The organism is Ruegeria sp. BG5, from assembly GCF_056538425.1.
Genome location: NZ_JBQFTC010000004.1, coordinates 1 through 25,156, shown reverse-complemented (window position 1 = coordinate 25,156; position 25,156 = coordinate 1). Strand labels below are relative to the sequence as shown.

The 25,156-nt window shown below is 60.6% G+C and carries 28 protein-coding genes; 10 read left to right on the top strand and 18 right to left on the bottom strand.

Annotated elements, in window-relative coordinates; all coding sequences use genetic code 11:
• Nucleotides 1-80 precede the first annotated feature (80 nt).
• Nucleotides 81-2,453, bottom strand: a complete 2,373-nt coding sequence (locus ACR0KX_RS13620) for a mechanosensitive ion channel domain-containing protein (protein ID WP_170454505.1) — start codon at nucleotides 2,451-2,453, stop codon at nucleotides 81-83.
• 390 nt (nucleotides 2,454-2,843) lie between these two features.
• On the opposite strand from ACR0KX_RS13620, the gene ACR0KX_RS13615 reads away from it, so the two are divergent.
• From ACR0KX_RS13615 to ACR0KX_RS13585, 7 genes are read left to right on the top strand one after another with little or no spacing between them, the layout of a single operon-like run.
• Nucleotides 2,844-4,058 (top strand): glycosyltransferase, encoded by a 1,215-nt coding sequence (locus ACR0KX_RS13615; RefSeq protein ID WP_170454508.1) that lies wholly within the window; start codon nucleotides 2,844-2,846, stop codon nucleotides 4,056-4,058.
• The gene (locus ACR0KX_RS13610) at nucleotides 4,055-5,302 is read left to right on the top strand and encodes a glycosyltransferase (RefSeq protein WP_170623869.1); all 1,248 of its coding nucleotides are present in this window, start codon (nucleotides 4,055-4,057) and stop codon (nucleotides 5,300-5,302) included. The genes ACR0KX_RS13615 and ACR0KX_RS13610 overlap by 4 nt, the downstream gene beginning before the upstream one ends.
• Complete coding sequence (locus ACR0KX_RS13605; protein ID WP_170623872.1) at nucleotides 5,302-6,378, top strand: glycosyltransferase family 4 protein; 1,077 nt, start codon at nucleotides 5,302-5,304, stop codon at nucleotides 6,376-6,378. The genes ACR0KX_RS13610 and ACR0KX_RS13605 overlap by 1 nt, the downstream gene beginning before the upstream one ends.
• Nucleotides 6,375-6,959, top strand: coding sequence for a histidine phosphatase family protein (locus ACR0KX_RS13600; RefSeq protein ID WP_170623874.1), 585 nt, complete (start codon nucleotides 6,375-6,377; stop codon nucleotides 6,957-6,959). Before ACR0KX_RS13605 ends, ACR0KX_RS13600 begins: the two co-directional genes overlap by 4 nt.
• Nucleotides 6,956-8,098, top strand: coding sequence for a glycosyltransferase (locus ACR0KX_RS13595; RefSeq protein WP_170623875.1), 1,143 nt, complete (start codon nucleotides 6,956-6,958; stop codon nucleotides 8,096-8,098). Before ACR0KX_RS13600 ends, ACR0KX_RS13595 begins: the two co-directional genes overlap by 4 nt.
• Nucleotides 8,095-8,847, top strand: a complete 753-nt coding sequence (locus tag ACR0KX_RS13590) for a polysaccharide deacetylase family protein (protein WP_170623878.1) — start codon at nucleotides 8,095-8,097, stop codon at nucleotides 8,845-8,847. The genes ACR0KX_RS13595 and ACR0KX_RS13590 overlap by 4 nt, the downstream gene beginning before the upstream one ends.
• A gap of 17 nt (nucleotides 8,848-8,864) precedes the next feature.
• A complete protein-coding gene (locus ACR0KX_RS13585) occupies nucleotides 8,865-9,341 on the top strand; it encodes a class I SAM-dependent methyltransferase (protein WP_170623880.1) in 477 nt (158 codons plus the stop codon).
• Here ACR0KX_RS13585 and ACR0KX_RS13580 read toward each other — a convergent pair whose 3' ends face one another.
• Entirely contained in the window at nucleotides 9,342-10,484 is a 1,143-nt protein-coding gene (locus ACR0KX_RS13580) for an alpha-D-ribose 1-methylphosphonate 5-triphosphate diphosphatase (RefSeq protein ID WP_480708514.1), read from the bottom strand.
• 53 nt (nucleotides 10,485-10,537) lie between these two features.
• Between ACR0KX_RS13580 and ACR0KX_RS13575 the strand changes: the two genes are divergently transcribed.
• Complete coding sequence (locus ACR0KX_RS13575) at nucleotides 10,538-11,221, top strand: DUF1045 domain-containing protein (protein WP_170454525.1); 684 nt, start codon at nucleotides 10,538-10,540, stop codon at nucleotides 11,219-11,221.
• Here the strand turns inward: ACR0KX_RS13575 and ACR0KX_RS13570 are convergent.
• From ACR0KX_RS13570 to phnG, 9 genes are read right to left on the bottom strand one after another with little or no spacing between them, the layout of a single operon-like run.
• The gene (locus ACR0KX_RS13570) at nucleotides 11,203-11,751 is read right to left on the bottom strand and encodes an AAA family ATPase (RefSeq protein WP_170454527.1); all 549 of its coding nucleotides are present in this window, start codon (nucleotides 11,749-11,751) and stop codon (nucleotides 11,203-11,205) included. The genes ACR0KX_RS13575 and ACR0KX_RS13570 overlap by 19 nt on opposite strands.
• Complete coding sequence (gene phnL, locus ACR0KX_RS13565) at nucleotides 11,748-12,431, bottom strand: phosphonate C-P lyase system protein PhnL (protein WP_170454529.1); 684 nt, start codon at nucleotides 12,429-12,431, stop codon at nucleotides 11,748-11,750. Before phnL ends, ACR0KX_RS13570 begins: the two co-directional genes overlap by 4 nt.
• Nucleotides 12,432-12,453: 22 nt before the next feature.
• A complete protein-coding gene (gene phnK / locus ACR0KX_RS13560; RefSeq protein ID WP_480626874.1) occupies nucleotides 12,454-13,233 on the bottom strand; it encodes a phosphonate C-P lyase system protein PhnK in 780 nt (259 codons plus the stop codon).
• Nucleotides 13,233-13,631, bottom strand: coding sequence for a VOC family protein (locus ACR0KX_RS13555; RefSeq protein ID WP_170454533.1), 399 nt, complete (start codon nucleotides 13,629-13,631; stop codon nucleotides 13,233-13,235). The genes phnK and ACR0KX_RS13555 overlap by 1 nt, the downstream gene beginning before the upstream one ends.
• The gene (locus ACR0KX_RS13550) at nucleotides 13,628-14,506 is read right to left on the bottom strand and encodes an alpha-D-ribose 1-methylphosphonate 5-phosphate C-P-lyase PhnJ (RefSeq protein ID WP_170623882.1); all 879 of its coding nucleotides are present in this window, start codon (nucleotides 14,504-14,506) and stop codon (nucleotides 13,628-13,630) included. Before ACR0KX_RS13550 ends, ACR0KX_RS13555 begins: the two co-directional genes overlap by 4 nt.
• Nucleotides 14,503-15,099 (bottom strand): HAD family hydrolase, encoded by a 597-nt coding sequence (locus ACR0KX_RS13545; RefSeq protein WP_170454538.1) that lies wholly within the window; start codon nucleotides 15,097-15,099, stop codon nucleotides 14,503-14,505. Before ACR0KX_RS13545 ends, ACR0KX_RS13550 begins: the two co-directional genes overlap by 4 nt.
• Nucleotides 15,096-16,187, bottom strand: a complete 1,092-nt coding sequence (locus tag ACR0KX_RS13540) for a carbon-phosphorus lyase complex subunit PhnI (protein ID WP_170623884.1) — start codon at nucleotides 16,185-16,187, stop codon at nucleotides 15,096-15,098. The genes ACR0KX_RS13545 and ACR0KX_RS13540 overlap by 4 nt, the downstream gene beginning before the upstream one ends.
• 3 nt (nucleotides 16,188-16,190) lie before the next feature.
• Nucleotides 16,191-16,766: a phosphonate C-P lyase system protein PhnH gene (gene phnH / locus ACR0KX_RS13535; protein ID WP_170454542.1), complete on the bottom strand. Its 576-nt coding sequence runs from the start codon at nucleotides 16,764-16,766 to the stop codon at nucleotides 16,191-16,193.
• Nucleotides 16,766-17,224 (bottom strand): phosphonate C-P lyase system protein PhnG, encoded by a 459-nt coding sequence (gene phnG, locus ACR0KX_RS13530; RefSeq protein ID WP_170623886.1) that lies wholly within the window; start codon nucleotides 17,222-17,224, stop codon nucleotides 16,766-16,768. The genes phnH and phnG overlap by 1 nt, the downstream gene beginning before the upstream one ends.
• Before the next feature lie 102 nt (nucleotides 17,225-17,326).
• Between phnG and phnF the strand changes: the two genes are divergently transcribed.
• Nucleotides 17,327-18,037: a phosphonate metabolism transcriptional regulator PhnF gene (gene phnF, locus ACR0KX_RS13525; RefSeq protein ID WP_170623887.1), complete on the top strand. Its 711-nt coding sequence runs from the start codon at nucleotides 17,327-17,329 to the stop codon at nucleotides 18,035-18,037.
• Nucleotides 18,038-18,188: 151 nt separating this feature from the next.
• On the opposite strand, the gene ACR0KX_RS13520 is transcribed toward phnF, so the two are convergent.
• From ACR0KX_RS13520 to phnC, 5 genes are all read right to left on the bottom strand, one after another.
• The gene (locus tag ACR0KX_RS13520; RefSeq protein WP_170454549.1) at nucleotides 18,189-18,803 is read right to left on the bottom strand and encodes an LbetaH domain-containing protein; all 615 of its coding nucleotides are present in this window, start codon (nucleotides 18,801-18,803) and stop codon (nucleotides 18,189-18,191) included.
• Between the two features lie 19 nt (nucleotides 18,804-18,822).
• Nucleotides 18,823-20,190 carry a phosphonate ABC transporter, permease protein PhnE gene (phnE, locus tag ACR0KX_RS13515; RefSeq protein ID WP_170623889.1) on the bottom strand — a complete coding sequence of 456 codons (1,368 nt, stop codon included), beginning with the start codon at nucleotides 20,188-20,190 and terminating at the stop codon, nucleotides 18,823-18,825.
• Nucleotides 20,187-21,068, bottom strand: a complete 882-nt coding sequence (gene phnE, locus ACR0KX_RS13510; RefSeq protein WP_170454553.1) for a phosphonate ABC transporter, permease protein PhnE — start codon at nucleotides 21,066-21,068, stop codon at nucleotides 20,187-20,189. The genes phnE (ACR0KX_RS13515) and phnE (ACR0KX_RS13510) overlap by 4 nt, the downstream gene beginning before the upstream one ends.
• Before the next feature lie 66 nt (nucleotides 21,069-21,134).
• Nucleotides 21,135-22,037: a phosphonate ABC transporter substrate-binding protein gene (phnD, locus tag ACR0KX_RS13505; protein WP_170454555.1), complete on the bottom strand. Its 903-nt coding sequence runs from the start codon at nucleotides 22,035-22,037 to the stop codon at nucleotides 21,135-21,137.
• 64 nt (nucleotides 22,038-22,101) lie between these two features.
• Complete coding sequence (gene phnC, locus ACR0KX_RS13500) at nucleotides 22,102-22,923, bottom strand: phosphonate ABC transporter ATP-binding protein (RefSeq protein ID WP_170454557.1); 822 nt, start codon at nucleotides 22,921-22,923, stop codon at nucleotides 22,102-22,104.
• Nucleotides 22,924-23,086: 163 nt separating this feature from the next.
• Between phnC and rpe the strand changes: the two genes are divergently transcribed.
• A complete protein-coding gene (gene rpe, locus ACR0KX_RS13495; protein WP_170454559.1) occupies nucleotides 23,087-23,776 on the top strand; it encodes a ribulose-phosphate 3-epimerase in 690 nt (229 codons plus the stop codon).
• A gap of 67 nt (nucleotides 23,777-23,843) precedes the next feature.
• Here the strand turns inward: rpe and ACR0KX_RS13490 are convergent, their stop codons facing one another.
• Together ACR0KX_RS13490 and ACR0KX_RS13485 are read right to left on the bottom strand one after the other, a co-directional pair.
• The gene (locus ACR0KX_RS13490) at nucleotides 23,844-24,707 is read right to left on the bottom strand and encodes a M48 family metallopeptidase (protein ID WP_170454561.1); all 864 of its coding nucleotides are present in this window, start codon (nucleotides 24,705-24,707) and stop codon (nucleotides 23,844-23,846) included.
• Between the two features lie 360 nt (nucleotides 24,708-25,067).
• On the bottom strand, nucleotides 25,068-25,156 hold an 89-nt coding region (locus ACR0KX_RS13485; RefSeq protein WP_299642092.1), incomplete at its 5' end, for an EF-Tu C-terminal domain-related protein.

The following is a 25,156-nucleotide window of genomic DNA, read 5'->3' as shown; positions in this document are numbered from 1 at the left end:
GCCGCGCGGCACGCGCGGCCCGGCCCAACGCTTTGGGTGGCGTCTCGTCAGAGACGCAGACCAAAGGGGCGGGAGAACCCCTAGCGGTCGTCGCCGCCGGGGCCGATATCGTCCAGATAATCCTCGTCAATCGCGGCCTGCACAGCGCCGGTTACCGCCTCGCGCTGTTTTGGCGTCAGGTCTTCGGCGTTCTTGTCATCTGCCAGCCGCACAGTGACTTCGCGGTGGGCAAAACGGATACCTTCGCGGGCAAACAATTCGCGAATTTCCTGATACACCTTCTTGCGCACCAGCCACTGATCGCCCGGTTTGGTCATGAACTTGACCCGGATGATCATCGCGGAATCCTGCATCTCGATCACGCCCTGCGATTTCAGCGGCTGGATAAAGTTCTCGCCGATCACCGGATCGCTCAGCAATTGCTGGCCCAGCTTCTTGATCAGTTTGCGCACCTTTTCCACATCGGTGTCATAGGTGACACGCAGGGGCAGCTTCATGATCACCCAGTCGCGGGAATAGTTGGTCAGAACCTTGATCTCACCAAAGGGAATGGTGTTCAGCGCGCCCAGATGGTGGCGCAACTGGAACGACCGGACCGAGATCTTTTCGACCGTCCCTTTCACATCCCCAATGTCGATATACTCCCCCTTGCGGAACGCATCATCCAACAGGAAGAACGCGCCCGAGAATATGTCGCGGACCAGCGTTTGCGAGCCGAACCCAACGGCCAGACCAACCACACCAGCACCGGCGAACAGCGGGCTGACATTGATGCCCAGTTCCATCAGCACGATCAGCACAATCGTGACCACGACAACGGCCAGAATCGCCCCCCGGAACAGCGGCAACAGAGTCGCCAACCGACTTTGACCGCCTTCGCCACCTTCATCACCCAGTTCGGCCTCGGTCCCGTCATCGGATTCTTCGGCGATTTTACTGTCGATCCAGATGCGGAAGAAGTTGAACAGGATGTAGCCGATGAACAGGATCACCATGACATCCAACGCGCGCCCGACGGGCAGGTCCTCGCTCCAACTGGCCTCGGGGTTCCAGATCACGACCAGCGCGTACATACCGACCACAAAGGCCAGAATACCGGCGACACGGCGGGCAAGGTCTTCGTAGGTCAGGATCGTGTGCTTTCGTTGCGTGGCCTCTGGCGTGTCCGAAACGAGTTCGCCCTCCAGAGGTTCGTCCGCCGTGGCATTCTTTTCTTCGATCTGGCGGTTACGGTTGAAATAGCGTTCCAGCAGATAGTTCATCGCACCATAGGCCACGACGACGGACATGAAGATCGCGTAGCTGCTGGCCACAATCGGGACCGAGTTTTCATTCTCCAGCACCAGATCCACTGCCAGCTTGAACCAGCTGAATACCATGTAAATGATCAGCACCGGGGCCCAGGCGAATGAGATGAACCGCAAGATCCACGACACCTGACCGGGCGCGCGCCCACCCCGGATCGCATTGGAAATGGCACCTGCATTGAACAGGATCATCAGGATATTGCCCAAGGCCCCCACCATGGTCAGGCCACCATAGACCATGGCATAGACATTGTAGTTCAGCCCGAAATCCGCCACCCAGGTCGAGAACATAACGACCGAGATGTCATAGGTGGCCAGTGCCGACGCCCAGATATACAGCCGCTTCGCGTTGCGGTCGGAAAAGGGCGGCAGGCGATATTGGCTCAGATACGGCGACAGCACCATCCGCCACAGGTCGGACACCGTGCGTGACAGGAAAAAGGCCGTGAAGATGGCCGTTACCGTGAATTGGATCGAGATATCCTCGGCCTCGCCAAAAAACAGATACCCGACGATCAGGGCCATCAGCATCGCAAATATGGTTCCGCCGATTCCCATCAGGAAGCGGAACACAAGGAACGGCATTTTTTCGCGATAGCCTTGGGGGTTTTCTTTGCTTCGGGCCACGACCCAGCGTTTGGCAAAGCGTTTGCCGTATATTTCCGTCGACAGCCATCGGCCTAACAACAGGAACAGGACGTTCCAAACCAGAACCTCGACATAGGTCTGAATGCGCCCATCGGGGCTGGTTTGGCGCAGGACGTACTGAACCTCGAATACCGAATAGGGCAAGGCTTCCAGGCGCGAGGCGACCGACTCGCGGAACTTCGAAAACCGCTCTTGCGCCCGCATCAGTTGCGATCCGTCGGCCATTGGGTTTTCCGCCGAGTCCTCGGACGCAGCCCCTCCGCCGGAGGTCGAGGTCACAACCTGCCCCGCACTGTCGATCACGATGACGCTGGCACCAGCCTCGCTGGCGGCGCGGATCGCGGCGGCCAGATCGCCTTCGCTGGCTGTCTCGGTCTCTTCGGTTGATCCTGTCGGATAACCGGGGATCAGAGAGGTTTGCGCAGAAACTCCAGCGGGCAAGACCAGAAGAACAGTCAGCAACGCCAGGATCAATCCAGCCAGAAAGTTAGGTTTCATAGGGTCTTGCATCCTAAACTCAAGATGCCGCTCAGAATACAGAACCCTTACGCTCTGTTCAAACCATCACGGCCATCGAACTCAATATCGTGCCGGGGCGTGGTCCTGGCGCAATGGGTCACTGCGGGTATTTTCAACTTCGCAAAAATTGAATATGACCTGTATTGCGCCCAGGCGCTGCCCAACTGGCCGTTTTCTCGACCATTCCGCTAACAATGCCAAACCCCGGAGAAAAATGCCCGCGATACAACATTCTTCTGTTGCCAATTCGCAATGCCTCGCGCATTTGCGATTGGGCCTTTCCGCCTTTGGCAAGCAAGGCTTAACAATATAAGATAACTGGTGCGAACGCGCGGATCCTGCACCAAGACCAGAAAAACAGGCACCAATATGAGCCTCGGCACAAACACTCTCAAATCCGGTCGCGCGCCGCGCATCCTGTTTTACAGCCATGATACCTTTGGTTTGGGTCATCTGCGACGCTCGCGCGCATTGGCGGCGGCGGCAACGCAGGCAGACCCAACCGCATCGGCGCTGATCCTGACCGGCTCGCCCGTGGCCGGGCGGTTCACTTTTCCCCGCCGCGTCGACCATGTGCGCCTGCCCGGCGTGACCAAGCGCGCCGACGGATCTTATGCCGCGCGCACTATCGGCATGGGAATCGATGAAGTGACCGAGCTGCGCGCGGGTCTGATCCAGACAGCCGTGCAGCAATTCGATCCGGACATGCTGATCGTCGATAAGGAACCCACCGGGTTTCGCGGCGAATTGTTGCCGACGCTGGAGTATCTGGAAAACAAGTGCGGCACCAAGCTGGTCCTTGGTCTGCGCGATGTGCTGGACGAGCCCGAGGTGCTGGCCGCCGAATGGGACCGGAAAGACGCCGTTACCGCGACCGAGCGGTTTTATGACGAGATCTGGGTTTATGGCCTGCGCTCGATCTACGACCCGACCGCTGGGTTGCCTCTGAACCCCGCAACACAGTCCCGCATTCATTGGACCGGCTATCTGCGGCGCGACCTTGGCCCTGTCGGTGAACCGCCTGAACAGCCCTATATCCTGATCACCCCCGGTGGGGGCGGCGATGGCAAGGCCATGGTCAATCTGGTTCTGTCCGCTTACGAACAAGACCCCAATCTGTCGCCCCGCGCCGTTCTGGTCTATGGGCCATTCCTGTCCGGCGAACTGCGCGACGATTTTGAAGCCCGCGTGGCCGCACTGAATGGCCGGGTGACGGCTGTGGGCTTCGAATCCCAGATCGAAACCCTGTTTGCCGGTGCTGCCGGTGTGGTCTGCATGGGGGGCTACAACACCTTTTGCGAGGTTCTGTCCTTCGATAAACGCGCCGTCATCGTTCCGCGTACCACACCGCGTCTGGAACAGTGGATCCGCGCCTCGCAGGCCGAGGGGTTGGGTCTTGTCCGAATGCTGGACGAAACCCGCGACGGCCTGACGCCTGATGCGATGATTCAGGCCATTCGTGCACTGCCGCAACAGCCGTTGCCGTCCGAGACGATCCAGGCTGGCCTGCTTGACGGTCTGGATTACGTGACCGACCGGATCGAAACCCTGCTGACCGGCGAACAGGAACGGGCCACCGGATGAGTGCAAATACGCCGAAGCTGGCGGTGCTGGTCAAAGGCTGGCCGCGCCTGTCCGAGACGTTCATCGCGCAGGAACTGGTCGCCCTTCAGGACGCGGGCCACGCGTTTGACATCTGGTCACTCCGCCACCCGACGGACACCAAACGCCATCCGCTGCATGACCGCTTTACCGGTCGCGTGCACTACCTGCCCGAATACCTGTATCAGGAACCCCAGCGGGTCTGGTCCGCACGCGCGATTGCCCAGGGTCTTCCGGGCTATGCAGAATCATACCGGGTATGGCGGCAGGACCTGCGTCGTGATCCCACCCACAACCGCATCCGCCGCTTTGGGCAGGCTTGCGTTCTGGCTGCGGAACTGCCCGGCGACACACGGGCGCTTTACGCGCATTTCATGCACACGCCATCCTCGGTCGCGCGCTATGCGGCCATCATGCGCGGCGTTCCATGGAGCTTTTCTGCCCACGCCAAGGATATCTGGACCTCGCCGGATTGGGAGAAACGCGAAAAGTTGCAGGCGGCGACACATGGCGCAACCTTCGGGGCCACCTGCACCGCCATCGGGGCGCAACACCTGCGCGGCTTGGCGGATACGCCGGATCGGGTCGATCTGATTTACCACGGACTGGACCTTGGCCGCTTTCCATCCCCGCCCGAGCGCGCGTTGCGCGATGCGAATGGGCCGTTTCACATGATCTCGGTCGGGCGGCTGGTCGAGAAAAAGGGCTTTGATCGCCTGATCGCGGCCTTCGCCCTGCTGCCCAAGACACTGGACTGGCACTGGACCCATATCGGCGGCGGCGGCCTGGGTCAGGCGCTGCAGGATCAAGCAAAGGCGGCAGGCGTTGCGCACCGCATCACCTGGAAAGGCGCTTGTGATCAGCCCGAGGTGATTGCTGCGATGCGGGATGCGGATCTGTTCATGCTGCCCAGCCGAATTGCCGAGGACGGCGACCGGGACGGGTTGCCGAATGTCCTGATGGAGGCGGCATCGCAAAAACTGCCGATCCTTTCGACGCCCGTTTCCGCCATTCCCGAGTTTATCGAGACCGGAACGCATGGCGTTCTGTCCCAGGACGACCCGGCGGCTTTGGCCGAGGCGATGGCCCAGATGGCGGCGCAGCCAGCGAAAACTGCCCAGATGGCCCAAGCCGCTTATGATCGTCTGCTCGCCGAATTCCGGATGGACCCCGGCATCGCTCGATTGTCGGCCCGGCTGAGCGCTTTGTGCACGGATGCCGCCTGATGGCGCGCGTCGCGTTCTATGCGCCGATGAAGTCGCCCGACAACCCAAAACCTTCGGGCGACCGGGAAATGGCCCGCAATCTGATGCAGGCCATTTCGGCGCAAGGGGACCGGGTCGATCTGATCTCGGACCTGCGCATCTATGACAAAACCGGAGACGCGGCACATCAGCAATCGCTGCGTTTGGCGGCAGAGGCCGAGGCGCAGCGCTTAATCGCTCGGATGCCGGCGGACGTCAATCTTTGGGTGACCTATCACAACTACTACAAAGCCCCCGATCTGGTGGGCCCTGTGGTATCAAAGGCGCGCGGTATTCCTTATGTTCAGTTGGAAAGCACCCGCGCCTCCAGCCGCCTGACCGGCCCCTGGTCGGGCTTCGCCCGGGCGGCGCACGCGGCCTGCGATGCGGCGCAGGTGATTTTCTATCACACGGCAAATGACCTGATCACCCTGCAGCGCGACCGCTGCAACAATCAGGCTTTGGTTGAGTTGCCACCCTTTTTGCCGATCTCCGACCTGCCGCCAAGCGGCACCGCAGACGGCCCGATGCTGAGCGTCGGGATGATGCGCCACGGGGACAAGCTGGCCTCCTACACCATTCTCGCCAAAGCCTTGGCGCATCTAACTGGCGACTGGCACCTCAACATCGCAGGGGACGGCCCCGCCCGCCCCGAGGTCGAGGCCCTGATGGCACCCTTTGCGGATCGCATCACCTTCTTGGGTCAACTGGATCGGGACGCTCTGCAAGCTGCCTACCAAACCGCCAGCCTGTTCGTCTGGCCCGGCGTGAATGAGGCCTATGGGATGGTCTACCTCGAAGCACAGGCAGCCGGTCTGCCCGTAGTGGCGCAGGATCGGCCGGGGGTTCGGGACGTTCTCTGTCCGTCGGATTACCCATCCGTGGATGCCGGGGTACTCGGATTTGCCATGCATCTTCAGGCGCTGCTGGATGACCCCGCCAGACGCCGAACCCTTGGTGCCGACGCACGGGCGCATGTGGCGGCGCATCACCTGATGCCGCGTGCGACCGAAGTATTCTGGTCAACGGTGCGCCCGTTGGTGGAGGCATCGGCATGACCAGACTGGCCCTCTTGCGACACGGACACACAAGCTGGAACCGCGCCGGGCAGATACAAGGGCGCAGCGATATTCCCCTTGATGATGACGCGCGGGCTGAATTGGCGGGCTATGATCTTCCACCCGGATGGCAGCAGGCTGACATCTGGTCCAGCCCATTGGCCCGCGCCCACGAGACGGCGCAGTTGGTATCGGGTCGCACTCCGCAGACATCTGCGGCCCTGACCGAGATGAACTGGGGCGATTGGGAGGGGCTGCGCGGCGTCGATCTGATTAGAGACCCCAAAAGCGGCTATCGCCATATCGAAGACTGGGGCTGGGACTATCGCCCGCCCAATGGCGAAAGCCCCGCCGAGGTCTGGCGTCGCTTGCAACCATGGCTGTCTGGGTTGCAGCGGGACACGGTCGCGATCTGCCATATCGGCATCATGCGGGTGATCCTCGCCCGCGCCTGGGGTTGGAATTTTGAAGGCCCCGCGCCTTTCAAGATCAAACGCAATCGGCTTTATGTCGTTGAGATGCCTGACCTGACCGCCGAACCTGACCCTGTGCGCCTGATCCCTCGCGGAGCCACGCAATGAGAGTGATGATCGTCGTCACCCATCTGCTGGGCACGGGCCATCTGAGCCGCGCGCTGACATTGGGCCGCGCCTTTGTGGATGATGGGCAGCAGGTGCTGGTTGTGTCGGGCGGCATGACCGCGCAGCAATTGAACACGGACGGCATGACCCTGTTTGGCCTGCCGCCACTGCGATCAGACGGGACGAATTTCACGCGCCTTCTGACAGAGACCGGCGTGGTCGCCGATGCAGGGTATCTGACTGCGCGGAGCACCGCTTTGGTTCAGGCGATACACAGCTTTCAGCCCCAGGTTCTGATCACCGAGCTTTTCCCCTTTGGCCGCCGTGTGCTGGCCGCCGAGTTCGAAGCGGGGCTGGAAGCCGCACACGCACTGGAATCGCGGCCCATCATTCTTTGTTCGATCCGCGACATTCTGGCGCCGCCCTCGAAACCCGCGAAGGCCGAACGCGCCGATGACATCGTGCAGCGTTATTATGATGGTGTGCTGGTGCATTCTGATGAAAACATCACCCCGCTTTCGGTCAGTTGGCCGGTGTCGGAACGCCTTGCCGAACGGCTGCATTATACGGGGTTTGTCGCACCAGAGGCACCAAGCCTGCATCCAGACGCCGTGGGACGGGACGAAGTTTTGGTCAGCGCAGGCGGCGGATCTGTCGGCCAGCCGATCTTTCGCGCGGCCATCGAGGCCGCCCGAAAGATGTCCAACAGGCGCTGGCGCCTGTTGGTGGGCGGGCGGGACGCAAAGGACCGCATTGCCGAGTTGTCCGGGTACGTTGATGGGGCACCGGTGACACTGGAACCCGTGCGCCCGGATTTCAGGCAGATGCTGCCCCATGCCGCGGCCTCAGTCAGCATGTGCGGCTACAACACCGCTTTGGATATCCTGCAATGCGGAACGCCTGCGGTGTTTGTGCCCTTTGACGACGGCAAGGAAGTCGAACAGGGGCTGCGCGGTCAGAGTCTGTCGGGTTTGCCCGCGATCGAGCTGCTGCACAGTCAGGACCTGACCGGGTCTGTGTTGGCCCAGCGGGTTGAACGCGTGATTTCCGACGGGCGGCGAAAGCCCGAACGCGCAGGGTTTGACGGCGCACAGCGCAGCGTCGAGATCGCCAAACACTTGTGGGAGCAACGGCCATGAACCCCGACTGGAGCCCATTGGACGCCGAACTGGCCCTGTGGCGCGAGGGCGACCTGTCCCTGCCCCTGTGGTGGCGGGACGATGATGCGACGACGCTTACACCGCAATTGGACAGGCTAACCGAACTCTCCGAGCGGTTGGGCTTGCCTGTCCATCTGGCTGTGATCCCCCGTGATGCGGATGCAAAACTTGCGGGATATGTCGACCAGCATCCGGTTTTGATCCCCGTTGTCCATGGATGGGCGCATCAGAATCACGCACCCGAAGGTGAAAAGAAGTCCGAGTTTAGGGCGCATCGACCACTGGATGCGGTTATCGCCGATGCAAAAGCGGGGCTTACCCGTATGACAGAGATGTTCGGTGATCGGCTGCGACCGATGTTTGTCCCACCTTGGAACAGGATCGGCGATGAAGCCGTCGCGCAACTGCCCGCGCTGGGCTTTCGCATCCTGTCCACGGCAACGCCGCGCAAGGCCGCGATGGCCGCCCCGGGGCTGGAGCAGATCAACACCCATCTCGATCCCATTGACTGGCGTGGAACACGCGGGCTGGTTGCTCCGGATGTTTTGATCTTGCAGGTCGTGGACTTTCTCAAGGATCGCCGCAATGGACGGGCAGAGAATGCTGAACCGTTCGGAGTGCTGACCCACCACCTTGTCCACGACCCGAACATCTGGGCCTTCACCGAGGCCCTGCTGACGAAACTACTGGACGGCCCCGCACAGGCGTGGACCGCCCCCAAGACCTGAAGAACGGAGTTCCCCTGATGAGCCGATTGGATTCCATGCTGCGTCGCCTGACTGCCCAGCGCGACGGGCTGAACTGGGCCGCATCCCGGATCGCGGATAAGGACGGCGATGTGCTGGACATGGGCCTGGGCAACGGGCGCACCTATGACCACCTGCGAGAGATCCTGCCCAACCGGCGCATCTGGGTGATGGACCGGGTGTTGCAATGCCACCCCGACAGCACCCCGCCCGAACAGGATTTCCTGCAAGGCGAGGCCGAGCCGATGCTGGAAAGGCTGGCCCGTGAAGGCCACAAGATGGCCATGGCGCATTATGATTTCGGACGTGGGATCAAGGAAGAGGACGTGGCCGAAGCTGCCCGCCTCAGCCCGTTGATCGCGCAGGTGATGCAGCCCGGAGGGTTGCTGATCTCGGGCCAGCCATTGGTGGGCTTCGATCAGATCAAAGGGCCCGAAACCATCGCACCGGACCGGTACTTGTTTTACCTTGCCTGATCAGGCCACGCGCTGCCCACGCGACCAGACCGCCTTCAAGGCCGGAACATCGCCCCGCATCTGAAACCGGATCAGGTCGGCACGCGCGCCGCTGCGCAGCTCTCCCCGGTCGTGCAACCCTGCGGCTTGCGCCGGGGCCAGAGTGACGGTCATGAGACCGCGTGCCATGTCGCCCCACATCTCACCCAGACGCACTGCCGACAGCAACAGGGCCGACGGCACATAATCCGACGACATGATGTCCAGATGACCCAGCCGGGCCAGTTCCTCGGCCGCCACATTCCCGGAATGAGAGCCGCCACGTATGATGTTCGGCGCCCCCATCATCACCTTGATGTTGTGGTCATGACAGGCGCGCGCGGCCTCGACCGTTGTCGGGAATTCGGCCAGACAAATGCCGTGGCCTGCAGAAACCTTCACCTGATCTTCGGTCGTGTCATCATGGCTGGCGATCACCGCCCCGAACCGTTGCGCGGCCTTCACGGTTTCGACCTCGTGTGTGTCACCGTGTTGGTCGCGCAGGCCCTTCAACTGCGCCACGTGCTGCAAAAACGTATCGTCGTCCATCGCGTATTTGCCCTTCACATAGGCCTCGAACTTTGACAGATCGCGAAACTGCCGCTGGCCCGGCGTATGGTCCATGATCGACACCAGCCCAACCCGGTCCTCGGGGCCGAACTCATTCAGTTCTTCGACCAGCGTTTCCGAGCACACCTCGGCCCGCAGATGCAGGAAATGGCTGATCTTCAGCGCATCCTGTTCCCGCAGGTCCCAAAGCTCCTGCGACAGGCCACGGGCGTATTTCCCGTATCGCGCGGCCCCAGACGGGATCGAGCCCACGCGCATGGCATCGAAGACAGTGGTGATCCCGGTGCTGGCCAACTCGGCATCGTGGGCAAGGATCGCGGCGGCATGCGGCCAGTCCACTCGGGGGCGCGGCTGGATATGGCGTTCCAGATTGTCCGTGTGCAACTCCACCAATCCGGGGCAGACATAGTCGCCGCCGCAATCGATCGCCCCCGTCGGAACCGAGGTGCCTGTGTCCATCTCCGCAATGGTGCCACCGACGATCCGAACGCTGCCGGTCACGGTCTCTTCGGGCAACACAAGCGTGGCATTGGCAAGGATCATTTCTTCTGTCATCTGAACTTCACGCAGTTTGAGATATTGAACGGCCACGTAGCTAGGAGGCCAATGTGACATTCACGCGATACGCGATCTATTTTGCCCCGCCCGTTGACGCGGAATGGACGAGATTTGCCACCCGTTGGCTGGGCTGGGACATGGAGGCCGGAACGCAGGTTACGCACCCGGTTGTCGACGGCATCGACGTGGCCACCGTCACCGAGGTTCCGCGCAAATACGGGCTGCACGCAACGATGAAGCCCCCCTTTCGCTTGCGCGACGGCCAAACCGTGGACGCGCTGCACGATGCCTGCGCCGCGCTGGCCGCGCGTCACGCGCCGGTCACGCTGGACGGGCTCGAGATCGCGCGTCTGGGCCGGTTTCTGGCCTTGCGCCCCGTTGGGAACACCGATGCCCTGAACGCTCTGGCCGCTGGCTGCGTGCAGGATCTGGATACGTTTCGCGCGCCCGCGTCCGAGGCGGAACTGGCCCGCCGCCGGGCGGCAAAGCTGACCCCGGAACAGGACGCCAATCTTGTTCAGTGGGGCTATCCCTATGTGCTGGACGCGTTCCGATTTCACATCACGCTCAGCGGGCGATTGGACAAAACCACGCTGACAGACGTTGAAAGCGCACTGGCCGATCATCTGGCCCCGCTGCTGCCGTCGCCCTTTCAGATCAACGATCTGGCCCTGATGGGCGAGGCTCAGGACGGTCGCTTTCACCTGATCCATCGCTACGCCCTTTCCGACTGAAGCTGCGCAAGGATTTCGCTGACCGTGTCATCCAAAGCGCCCGAATTGTCGATCTTGATCACCCGGTTCAGCCCGTCCGGCAGGGGCGTTTTGGCCCGGCCCAGACGCTTGGCCTGATCCGCCGCGCTTTCGCGATCCCGCGCGGCCAGACGCTGTGCAAGCACCTCGGCATCAGCGGTCAGAGAGATCACGATCAGATCGCCAAACACCTTCTGCGCCTGCACCAGCACAGCGCGCGAGAAATTGACCAGCACTGCCTGACAGTTCTGTCGCTGTTCGGCGATCCCGGCTGGTACGCCATACAGCAACCCATGCGCAGGCCAGTGCATGGCAAAGGCACCGTCCAGCACCATCTGCTCGAACACCTCGACCGAGACACGGTCGAACTCCTCGCCCTCTTCCCCTTCGGGCCGGGTGATCACCCGCCGCAATCGCTGAATACCCGGCGCGCGCGCCTCCAGCGCCGCCATGACGCTGTCCTTGCCAACGCCTGATGGACCCACAACCGCTATGACCGGGGCGAGTGTCATGCCGCCTGTCCGGGCGTGAATGTGGACACATCCACCGCGCGGTCGCAGACCCGATCACGCGCATCAACGTCGTGGAATATCCCAACAATCGCCGCGCCACGCGCCTTGGCCTCATCGATCAAGGACAGAACGGTTTCCCGGTTCTGTGCATCCAGACTGGCGGTCGGTTCGTCCAACAACATCGCCGGATACTCATGCGCGAAGCCGCGCGCGATGTTCACACGTTGTTGTTCGCCCCCGGAAAAGGTCGTCGGGCTCAGGGACCACAGCCGTTCCGGTATGTTCAGCCGCGCCAACAATCCCGCTGCCTTGTCCAACGCCATCTGCCGATCGCATCCAATCGCCAGTAACGGCTCGGCCACTACCTCCAACGTCGGCACGCGCGGCACAACCCGCAGGAACTGGCTGACATAGCCAAGCGTGTCCCGCCGCAGAGCCAGAATCTCGCGCGGTTCGGCTTGCGCAACATCCAACCCAGCAACCTGTACCGAACCGGACGCGGCCAGATAGTTCCCATAGATCACCCGCATCAGCGTGGACTTCCCCGCACCGGACGCCCCGGTCAGGGCAACACATTCGCCCGGCGCCACCGTCAGCGAAGCCCCCTCCATCACCGGGATCACCGCACTGCCCTGATTGTGCAGGGTAAAGCTCTTGCTGACGTCCTTCAGCTCAATCATCACTTCATCTTTTCCCAAATACTCAAACCTGCAGGACGCTGGACACAAGCAACTGCGTATAGGCATGTTGCGGATCGTCCAGCACCTGATCGGTCAACCCGGCCTCGACCACGTGCCCGTCCTTCATCACTATCAATCGATCCGCCAGCAGGCGCACCACGGCCAGATCATGGGTCACAATGATCGCGCTCAGGCCCATTTCGCGGACCAACCCGCGCAACAGGTCCAGCAGACGCGCCTGAACCGAGACGTCCAGCCCCCCGGTCGGCTCATCCATGAACACCAGTCGAGGGCCCGTGACCAGATTGCGCGCAATCTGCAACCGCTGCTGCATCCCGCCGGAAAACGCTGTCGGGCGGTCATCGACCCGGGATGCTGCGATCTCGACCCGGCCCAGCCAGTCAATCGCCTTGTCGCGGATTTCGCCATAGTGCCGGTCGCCTACGGCCATCAGCCGTTCACCAATGTTGCCTCCGGCACTGACCGACATGCGCAACCCGTCGCGCGCGTGCTGGTGCACAAAGGCCCAATCGGTGCGGCCCAGCATCCGGCGCGCAGGTTCCGACATGGTGACCGTATCCACCGGTCCATCTGCGCGAGTGTCAAAGATCACCTGCCCCGCATCCGGTTCCAGATGACCGGCCAGACAGTTCAGCAGGGTGGATTTCCCCGACCCGCTTTCGCCAACGATCCCCATCACCTCGCCGGGGTAGAGATCGAAGCTGACATCCGCACAGCCGATCCGCGTGCCATAGCGTTTCTCGATGCCCTTGACGCTCAACAATGGCACGTTTTGCCCCATCATTCCGCGCCCCAATCCGGAGCAACCGTCTGAGGCTGATAGCTGCCAAACGACCACTCATGCCCTTCTGAATCGCGCGCCCGATAACGGCGCGTTCCAAATTCAGTATCCTCGGGCGGGTAAACAATTTCGGCGCCAGCCGCCTTTGCGGTTTCGAAATGGGCGTCCACATCCTCGACGACCAGATAAACGCCGGGGCTCTGCACCTGCACGGCATCGTCGACCGTGCCCATCATGATGACGCCGTTGCCATATCGCATCTCGCCATGCATCAGCCGACCGTCCTCGCCATCAAAGGCCTGAACAACCTCCAACCCAAACGCACGCTGCAAAAACTCAACCGCAGCCTTTGCATCGACATAGCTGAAATAGGGAACAATCGAAGGCCTTCCTGTCATCTCATCTCTCCTTGCAATTCCGGCTGTGTTTCGCCCAATCGCCCCAAATGGCCCGCCGCGCGGCGCGAGCGGCAGTAATCGGTATCCGAGCATACGAACATCCGGCCACCCGCATCATCCATGATGACCTCGTCCAGATAGCTGTCTTCGGCCCCGCACAGATCGCAGGCGTGATCGGCCTTGGTGGCCTCAAACGGATAATCCTCGAAATCGAGGCTGACGACCTTGGTGTGCGGCGGCACCGCGTAAATCCGCTGCTCGCGTCCTGCGCCAAACAGTTGGATCGCGTCCATTTCCAGCTTGGGGTTGTCGAATTTCGGAATCGGTGACGGATCCATCACGTAGCGGTCGGACACTTTCACCGGATAAGCGTATGAGGTCGAAATCGCCCCGTGCTGGCTAATGTCTTCGTAGAGTTTCACATGCATCAGCCCGTATTCTTCAAGGCTGTGCATCTTGCGCGTCTCGGTTTCGCGCGGCTCCAGAAAGCGCAAGGGTTCCGGGATCGGCACCTGATACACCAGGATCTGATCCTCGGTCAGCTTGGCCTCAGGGATGCGGTGGCGGGTCTGGATGACGGTCGCCTTCTCGGTCTGTTCGGTGGTTGCGACGCCTGCCGTGTTTTCAAAGAACTTGCGGATCGAGACAGCGTTCGTTGTGTCATCCGCCCCCTGATCGATTACCTTGAACGTATCGTCGGGCGTCAGGGTTGCAGCCGAAACCTGCACCCCGCCCGTACCCCACCCATAGGGCATCGGCATCTCGCGGCTGGCAAAGGGCACCTGATAGCCCGGAACGGCCAAACCCTTGAGAATGGCACGGCGGATCATCCGCTTGGTCTGCTCGTCCAGATAGGCGAAATTATACTCGCTCATAGGAACCCTCTTTCAGTTAGAGCGATCTCCAGCGCCTGCGGTGTCGTGAAATGGATACCATCCATTCCGACCGCCCGAGCGCCTTCGACATTGTGCAATCCGTCATCAATAAAAACGCAGCCCTCGGGCGCAATTCCCGCCCGTTCACACAGCAGATGGAATATCCGCGCGTCCGGCTTCATCATCCCTTCTTCGCCAGACACAACCAGAGTTCCGAACACCTCACCCAGACGTGGGTGTACTTTTAACCCCTCGGGCCAGGTTTCAGCGGACCAGTTGGTGATGGCATGCACCGGTGTTCCCTGCGCCTTGAGCCTGTCCAGCACGTCCCAGGTCCCGTGGATCGCATTTTCAACCGTTCGGGCGTAAAGATCGACATATCCGGCGAACAACTCCCGGTCCTGCGGGTCCTCCAGCTCCTGCGCCAGATCAGCAAAGCACTCGCCATTGTCCCCGCGCGCGTTTTTTTCCCGAAAACCTGTCCGCTCAATAAACGCATGGGCGGCGTCCTCGGAACCCAATGCCTCGACCCAGGCCAGATGCGGCTGCCAGTCGATCAGCACACCACCAATGTCAAAAACAACCGCCTTCATTCCGCAGCCTCCCTGGGCGTAATGCGTTCTTCCGCCTCGCGGCGCAGTTTGCGCACCAGTTCCAGTTCGGACTGAAAATCCACGTAATGCGGCAACTTGATGTGTTCGAGGAACCCTGTGGCCTGAATGTTATCCGCATGGCTCAGAACAAATTCTTCATCCTGCGCGGGGGCACCCAGATTTTCCTCTCCCAACTCCTCCCACCGCAGCGCCCGGTCGACCAGAGCCATCGAGATCGATTTGCGTTCGGATTGACCAAAGACCAGCCCATAACCGCGCGTGAATTGCGGCGGTTCGGTTTTTGAGCCTTTGAACTGGTTTACCGTCTCGCATTCGGTCAGTTCGACCTCGCCAATGTCGATGGCAAAACCCAGTTCCGGGATGTCCATCTCAACCGTGACCTTGCCGATCCGCAACTCGCCGACAAAGGCGTGGTTGCGGGCATAGCCGCGCTGGGTCGAGTAGGCCATGCCCAGCACAAACCCTTCATCCCCGCGCGTCAGAGATTGCAGGCGCAGCGGGCGGTTCGAGGGAAACTCCATCGGTTCACGTGTCAGATCGCCCGGGGTTTCATCGCTAAGGGGTTCGTCTTGGATGATATCCTCGCCTTTGAGGAATTCGGTGATATGCGGCGTTGGTTCGGTACGCGCTGATCCTTCAGGGGTGGCAGGCACCTCGCCATCTGCGGCCAGTTTGAAATCCAGCAACCGGTGGGTGTAATCAAAAGTCGGGCCCAGAACTTGCCCGCCCGGTGCGTCCTTGAAGGTGGCCGAGATGCGACGGTCGCAAGCCATCTGCCCTGTCTCGACAGGGTTCGAGTAGCCAAAGCGTGGCAGGGTGGTGCGATAGGCGCGGATCAGAAAGATCGCCTCGATCAGATCCCCGCGCGCCTGTTTGATCGCCAAAGCGGCGAGATCAGGATCGTACAGGGACCCTTCGGCCATGACCCGATTGACCGCAAGGCTCAGCTGTTCCCGGATCTGGCCGAGGCTGAGCTCCGCCACATCTGTCGCGCCGCGCCGTTCCTCGGCAAGCCAGCTATGGGCGTTCTCAATGGCTTTTTCGCCCCCTTTGACAGCGACATACATGACCTAGCCCTCCGCCCTGATCTGCGTACTGCGTGGCACGGCAGCGACCTGTTCTCCGCAGGTCAGAAAGAAATCGCACCCCAACGGGTAGAGTTTCGAATTCGCCTGAAACGCAGCGATGTCGGGCACAGCCAGATGCGCCACATCCTTGATGCCGGGACCGGACAAAACAGCACCCACCTGTTCCAGCGCCTCGCATTCGACAATCAGAGTGGCCGAGCGATCCGGGTATTCCGGCGTTCCGATGCGATAGACGTCAAGCGGGGCCAACGCATCCCAGGTTCCAACCGCAAAGTCGGCCTCGGGCGCGGGTACCAGCGGAGCGCCGGTGTGAAAGGTCAGCCAGTTGCGGACAGCGTCGGTGTCAACAGCCCCGGCCAGATTCAGCTTGGTTTCCGGGTCACACAGCGTCAAAAGCAATGTTCCGGCGGCCGCGGACAGCGGGCTGGGCGGCACAACACCGGTCAGCGGGCGGATTTCGCCGGGGCGCGCCATCACTGTCATCGCAGCGCGGAACGCATGAGCGGCCTGGATCGGTGCGTTGTCGAAGCCACCCGAGAATTGCGTTTGCGCCGACATCAATCTTCCCCCCGGACCATCGTGAAGAACTCGACCTTGGTTGCGGCTGCTTTGGCCGCGCGCGTGGCCTTGACCGCCTGCATCTGCTGTTTCAGCGGATCAAGGAGTTCGGACCGCAGGGTTGACGCCGCCGCCGTCTGCATCATCGCATCGATCACCGCCGCCGCCTCGACCTTGGGTTTCGAGCGTCCCTGAACGTAGCCATGCCCAACCGTGCCATCCTTCAGAACAACCGAGCAACGCGTAACCGTCATTTCACCCAGGTTGAACGGCGCACCGGTTCCACCCGCGCGTCCGCGCACCATCACGCCGCCGGTTTCGGGCCGACGCAACCACTCAAAAGGGGGACGGTCCGCAAGATCCTTCCAAAGCGTCAACATTGCATCTTCCGGAGCGCGCGCCAAAAGGCCCATCCACTCTTGACGGGCAGCCGTCGCGATTTCTGTTTGATGTGTCATCAAAGCCTCTTGGCTGGGTTGTCTATCTATACTATACAACTAGACAAATATTAGCGTGCGTGCGTGCGCCGTGCAATCAGAACTCTGTGAATATTTGGTGACATGAGCAAAACGCCGATCTGGAAAAGCATCGCCCTCAGCCTGACGTCGGATATCGCCGAAGGGCGGTATCAAACGGGTGATCGCCTGCCGACCGAGGCGCAGTTGGCGGCAACTCATGGGGTCAACCGCCACACGGTCCGGCGTGCCCTGTCGGATATGGCCGATCAGGGGCTGGTCCACGCACGGCGCGGAGCGGGCGTGTTTGTGGCGGCGAGGCCCACGGATTATCCCATTGGCAAGCGGGTGCGTTACCACAAGAATATCTCAGCCGGCGGCAAGATCCCCGGCAAGAAAATCCTAGCGCTGACCACCCGTGCGGCGGATGAGGCAGAAGCCGAGGCTTTACAGCTTGAACAAGGTGCCTCGGTGCACGTCTATGACGGGTTGTCTTTGGCGGACGGGCAACCCATCGGCCTGTTTCAAAGTGTGTTTCCGGCTGAGCGGTTTCCCGATCTGCTCAAGGCCCTCTCGGACACGCAATCCGTTACCAAAGCCCTGCAAACCTGTGGCATTTCCGATTACACCCGAATTTCGACCCGGCTGACAGCGCGGGCGGCGACCGCAACACAGGCGCTTCATTTGCATATGGCAGAAGGGGCTCCCGTGCTGTTTTCAATCGGCATAAACGCCGACCCGGACGGCAATCCTGTGGAATATGGCCGAACCGTTTTCGCCGGCGAGCGTGTGACATTGACCCTGAATGAGGATTGAACCCAAGGGGCTCCCGCCCGTCTTCGCCCTCCTGCCGGAGGCCTCATCCTGTTGGGCGTAGCGCCGCGCGCAGCGCGGCGCCGGGCCCAAGGTCGCCAAGGGGGATCGGCGCAGCCGATGCACCAGCGGGCGCGGGAGAGTTTGCCTTTTCCTATTCGTACTTCTCCAGGAAGGCTTCGGCACTCAGGGTGCGGAAGTCCGGAAGGGCCGCCCGCAAACGGGCATTGTCCCAATCCCACCATGACAGGGCCAACATCCGGTCGGACACCGTGTCAGAGAACCGACGGCGTATCTGGGCCGCTGTGACGCCACCAACGATGGTGTAAGGCGCGACATCCTTGGTCACAACGGCACCAGAGGCGACGACTGCCCCATGCCCGATGGAAACCTCGGGCTTGATGATCGCCGCATGACCGATCCAGGTGTCGTGGCCGATCCGCGCCGTCCGGCTGGCACGATGGGCAAACCATTCGGCATCGTCCTCTTCACCGTCCCAATAATCTGCCGACCGGTACAGGAAATGGTGCAGCGAGGCTTTCTCTATCGGGTGATCCGTTGCCCCGATCCGGGTGAAGCTGGCGATATTGGCGAATTTGCCGATCTCGGCATTGGCAATGTCACAGGTCCGGTCGCAATAGGAATAGTCACCCCAGACCGTATTGGCGAGGCGGCTACCCGCGCCGATTTCGACATATTCCCCGAACCGGCTGTTACTGATCTGGCAATCGGGATGGATGAACGGCTGATCCGCGCGCAGTCGTGGCATTGTCTCGTCCGTTGTTAGATCAGGGCAGCAGGAAGGGTTTGCGCTTGGGATCGCGCGGTTTGCGTGCCTTTCCAATCTCCCCCTGTATCAGGCGACGCCGCAACCAGCCCGAGAACCAGTCCATCAGCATCACCATCAGGATGATCAGGACGATGTAATAGGCGACCTCCTCCCAGTCTTTCTGCGTGATGATCGCTTGGGTCAGCAACAGGCCGATACCGCCGCCCGTGATCGCACCGATCACGGTGGCGCTGCGGGTGTTGGATTCCAGGAAATACAGAAGCTGGCTCAACAATACAGGTGTGATCTGCGGGATGACCCCAAAGCGATAGCGCTGCGGCGCGTTTGCACCGGTCGATTGCACGCCCTCAATCTGTTTCTGGTCCACATTCTCCAAAGCTTCCGAGAATATCTTGCCGAAGGTGCCGGTATCCGTCACCAGCATGGCCAAAGCGCCGGTCAACGGGCCGGGCCCAAAGGCGCGGGCCAGAACAACCGTCCAGATCAAGGCGTCCACGCCGCGCACAAAGTCAAAGATACGTCGTGTGACGAACCGAACGGATTTCAGCGGGTTGAAGTTGCGCGTCGCCAGAAAGGCCAGTGGCAAGGCCACGATGGCCGCGCCGAACGTGCCCAGAAACGCCATCAGGATCGTCTCGAATATGGCCCAGGCCACGTCCTGGTGCCGCCACATCTTGTTGGTCCAGAAATCGTTGAAAATTGCCCCGGCTTCCCCGGATGCAGCGCGCCCGGCGAGATCGGAGAATGACTGGCCGTAATAGGGGCTGTCCAAAGTGAACCAGAACAGCTCCCACCCGGTGAAATACCGAAACACCTCGGCCCGGTTCCGGGTCACAGTCAGGCGACCGGCATCGGTGGTGATCGCCATCCGGTTCTTTGAAACATTGATCCAATCGGGCACATCGCCCGGCGGCAGTTCGGCCTGCACCCCGGCGGATCGGGTCGGTGTGGCGCGCACGGTGCCGTAGCCGGGAATGTCATATTCGATGGTCTCCGGACCAAAACGCACCACATGCCCGTCTTCCAGATCGATGACGGTCGTTTCGCCCAGCGTCACCCAATCCGGCGCCTCGCCTTCGGGGTAGGCGCCCTTGCGCTCGCCTTCGATGGCGGCTGAGACCTCACCTGTGCGATTATCCCGCTCGATATGGGTTTTGTAACTATAACTGTCGGCGACCAGAGTTCTGCCGTTTTCCAGGTTCGCCCGCCCCGCCAAACCCGGCACGTCGAAGGCGAAGAACACATAGACAAGATAGACCAGCACCAAAGCCGGAAGGCCGAAATTCACCAGACGTTTTCGGCTGAACAGACGGTCCGCTTCGGCCTTCAGTTCAACAACGGTCAGATCGGTTGCGAAGGTGCTCATGCCGAAGCTCCTTTTTCCGACCCATGGGTCAGGCGGTCGCGCAGCACACCCGAGATCTGGTCCACGACGACAATAGTGACAAAGAGAAGAAGGAAGATGGCGGCGGCCTCGTCATAGCGCCCCTGCCCCCAGGACATCGAGTTGCGCAGCTCATAGCCCAGACCGCCAGCCCCGACGAAACCGAGGATGGCCGAGGCGCGGATGTTGATCTCGAACCGCAGCAAGGCATAGCTGACATAGTTCGGCCCGACCTGCGGGATCACACCCAGATACATCCGTTGTGACCAGTTCGCACCGACCGAATGCAACCCCTCGACCGGTTTCAGCGAGGCGTTCTCATTCACTTCCGAGAACAGCTTGCCCAAGGCCCCTGCCGTATGAATGGCAATCGCGATCATCGCCGGAACCGGACCACCGCCCAGAACAAAGATCAGCACCAGCGCGATCACGATCTCCGGTATCGCCCGGCAAATGTCGGCAATGCGGCGGAACAGCGGGATCAGCGAAGGCCAAAGCGCCATGCCCCGCGTCGACATCAAGGCCAGAAACGTCCCCGCGATAGTCCCGATCAGGGTCGATGCTGCGGCGATGTTGATTGTCTCGATCAAGGCCGGGAAGAACGTGACCAGATTCTCGGGCATCGCGCCGATCTTCTCCCACGCCTCGGCCAGAACCTCGGACGGGTAGTCGAAGATGCGGTGCCAACCATCGATAAAGCTGCCCGCGTTGCGGCTGTCTGCTGTACGAAAGCCCGCGACCATCAGCGCCACAAACAGGATCAGAAGGATACCACCATAGACCCGCTTGCGCCGTGTCATCTCGGAATAGTCGGCCCGGATCTGGGCGACGCTGGGGGGCCCTGCGGTCAGGTCTGTCATGGAATGCTCCTGAGTGGAAAAACGGGGCCCGGCAGGTACCGGACCCCGATCTTGGAGGATGCAGGCTTAGTTCGACTTCAGCTTGCGCGCTTCGATGATGATTTCGTAAGCGTCATGGGTGATCGGTTCGAACGCTTTGGCCTCACCAGCGGCAACGCCGTAGAAGCATTCACGGTCCTTTTCGGCCAGACCCGCCATCAGCGCGGTCATCTTTTCCTTCACATCCGCAGGCAGCGCGGTGCGCAGTACAACCGGGCCTTCCGGGATCGGCTTGGACTGCCAGATCATGACCATGTCGTTCATGTCGATCAGACCCGCATCAACCGCACGACGCAGGGCACCGGAGTTGAAACCGTCTTCCCAGTCACCCAGTCCATCGGCCCAGGTCACGCCGCCATCAACGTCGCCGTTATTGACAGCAACGATGGTCTGTTCGTGACCGCCAGTGAACTTGACTTCACCAAAATAGTCGCCCGACTCCATGGTCGAACCGGTGGCCTGTGGGATTTCGATGGACGGGATCAGATAGCCCGAGGTCGAGTTCGGATCGCCGAAGCCAAAGGTCTTGTCCTTCATGTCTTCCAGCGAGGTGATGCCGCTGTCCTTGCGGGCAAAACCGATCGAGTAATAGCCGTAGCCGCCATCGGTGTTGACCTTGACCAGAACCGGCTCGACCGCTTCGGGGTCGCTCAGATAGGTTTTTGCGTAACCCGATGCGCCCAGCCACGCCATGTCGATTGTGCCGCCCAGCAGGCCTTGAATCACGCCATCATAGTCGGCAGGCGCGAACAGCTTGGTTTCAACGCCCAATGTTTCTTCGGTGTATTCACGCAGGCATTCGTTGTTGTTCAGGCGGTCCTGAGCGTTCTCACCGCCCAGAATGCCAATGCGGAACTCGCTGATGTCGTCAGCCAGGACCGGCGCGGCCAAGGCGGTGGTTGCAGCAAGGGCAGCAATCAGTTTTTTCATCTGTCTCTCTCCAGGTTTTTGTGCCGGCCTTTCATCGGCCGGTCGATGAAAGGGGTTGGGTGGCTCAGATGGTGGCTTCTGCTTCCATCAGGGCCTTCTGGGTGGCGTCCAGAGTGTCGATCTCGGTCGAGGTCGCCTCTTCCGAGAAGCTGGCATCAGCGCCATAGATTTCGCGGGCGACGCCGGTGGTCAGTTGCTCGGGCAGGCCGTCGAACACGATGCGACCGTCACGCATTCCGACGACGCGGTCGCAGTAGCGGCGCGCCGTGTCCAGCGTGTGCAGGTTGGCGATGACGGTGCGGCCATCTTCCTCGTGGATACGACGCAGCGCCTGCATCACCACCTGCGCATTCATCGGGTCGAGTGAGGCAATCGGCTCATCCGCGAGAATGATCCTAGGGTCCTGCATCAGGGCGCGGGCAATGGCCACGCGCTGCTGTTGTCCACCCGAAAGCGCCTCAGCCCGTTTGGGCGCGTGTTCGGCAATGCCCAGACGGTCCAGAATATCGATGGCGCGGTGAATTTCGGCCATCGGGTACAGGTTGAACATCGTCGCCAGCGTCGAGTGGCGGTTCAACGTGCCGTGCAACACGTTGGAAACCACATCCATGCGAGGCACAAGATTGAACTGCTGGAAGATCATCGCGCAATCCGCCTGCCATGCCCGTTTCTCTCGCCCCTTCAACTGGGTCACGTCGCGGCCTTCGAACAGAATCCGACCTTCCGTCGAATCCGTCAGACGGTTGATCATCCGCAACAGCGTCGATTTGCCCGCACCCGAACGTCCGATGATGCCGATCATGCACGGCTTGTCCACATCCAGCGTCGCCGCGTCCACGGCTGTATTCCCGCCAAAGCGTTTGGTCAGTTTCTCGATCCGCAGCACGTGCCACCCCCAATTCGTGTTGGCGGTCTGCTACAGATGCCGTTCAACGAATACGTGTCACTGCGGTGAAAGTTTTGTAACGGCGCACGGGTCGCAGGGGCTACCCTTTGCGTCACGGCGCGGGTATACGCGACCGCGACTCTTTTGCTGACACGAGGCCACCATGAGCTTTGACCGCACCATCAAGATCGCTCCGTCGATCCTGTCCGCCGATTTCGCCAATTTCGGGGCCGAGATTCAGGCCATCGAAGCCCAAGGTGCCGACTGGGTACATGTGGACGTGATGGACGGCCATTTCGTCCCGAACCTCACCTTCGGCCCCCCGGCAGTCAAGGCGTTCCGCCCGCATGTGAAAACCGTGATGGACGTGCACCTGATGATCACGCCGGTCGATCCCTACATCCAGGCCTATGCCGATGCGGGCGCCGACATCCTGACCGCCCATGTCGAGGCCGGGCCGCACACCCATCGCACCCTGCAGGCCATCCGCGCGGCGGGCATGAAAGCAGGCGTCGCCCTGAACCCCGGCACCCCTGCCGAGGCGGTCGAGCATCTGCTGGACCTGACCGATCTGGTTTGCGTGATGACGGTGAACCCCGGGTTCGGTGGCCAGAAGTTCATCGACATGACCGCCAAGGTCCGCAAACTGCGCCAGATGATCGGCGACCGCCCGGTACATATCGAAATCGACGGTGGCGTCGATCCCCGGACGGCACCACTGGTTGCGGCAGCGGGTGCGGATGTGCTGGTGGCCGGATCAGCCGTATTCAAGGGCGGATCGGTGGATCAGCCGGAGGTTTATGGTGAGAACATCCGGGCCGTTCGCGCGGCGGCTGAGGGTGGGTTGTCCTAATTCAGCAGCTTATGGCGGCGGCTGACTGGGTCTGTGCCGAATGGATCCCGGGTCACAAAGTCAGTCGCTATGTAGCCATTCGTGCGCCGCTGACACGGCGTTTTCGGGCCCGGCCACGGGAAGCGGAAACGCTTCTTGGGTATTTTTGTTTCGCGAAGACGATAAGCTCTGACACACGTGTGCAGTGGTGTGGGAAAGACGAAAAAGCACGGGCCAACCAGCCAAAGAAACTCCCATTGTATTTTCTTCCCTGTGCGACATACGCGCGAATGTTGACACGGTCAGCAATCTCGGAGCCTACAGCCATTTTCATCATGGACCTCACAGCGACCCGAGTGTTGCCATCAATCATGCGCAATCCCATTCTGTCGCCTGATAGTTTGGTTGCGCGTTCGTAGGGGAAAAGCAAAATATTGAAGATCAATAGCTTCTCCACACTGTTAATGAAGAATTGCAACCAGCCAAACCGGAAATGTTTAGCTGCCAATGCGCCCACAAATCGCCCCACAATAAATCGCAGTTCGTCCTTAGTGTTTTCGTTCCTCAGAAGCTCGGAATTCAGAAGCAATATCTTGGTGTTGAGAAGCGACAGGATTGATGCATTGTAAGATCCATCCTCATGAACATATGCCTCGACCGTTCGGTTGTAACCAAAAAGCTCCTTCGCTTCTTTGATCGCATCGTTGGCTTCAGGGAAAGACGCCGCTGAAACCTGGACAAAATTGTTCATCCAATGCGCGACAGCCAACCTAAGGCTAAACCACAGCGAGAAAAGGATGATCGGAACCAGCAAAAGAATGGTTCCAAAAGTTGCGACTGTTAGCAGCGCCGTTACGAAACCAAACGGAATCAAAACAAACAAGGTTATGTAAAAGCGTGGAGTCTCAGTAGGATGTCTTAGTTCCTGCATTTCATTTTTTGACAAAGGCATGGGAAATCCCCCACAAAAATCGTGAAAAGTAATAGATTATGAAATTACATCTATTTTGTAAGACGAAATCAACTGTTCAGTCTTTCTACGGAATCGCGGAACCCGGTCGTATTATTGAGTACTATGCGCTAACGCCAAATGTTCGGCGATGACTTTCGCAGCGAAGGGCTCGCCACAAAAAAGGCCGCCCCTTAGGGAGCGGCCTTCTCAATCTCAACGACGAGCCGGGCTGAAGCCTGGCCTACCGATTACTCGATGATCTTCGACACACTACATTTGGTGTGTCTCGGGATCATTGAGTTCAAACAAAAAAGGCGTCCCGAGGGACGCCCTTTCCGTTTGATCATTCGCAGGTGCGAATTATTCAATAATTTTGGAAACAACACCCGCACCAACGGTGCGGCCACCTTCGCGGATGGCGAAGCGCAGACCGTTTTCCATCGCGATCG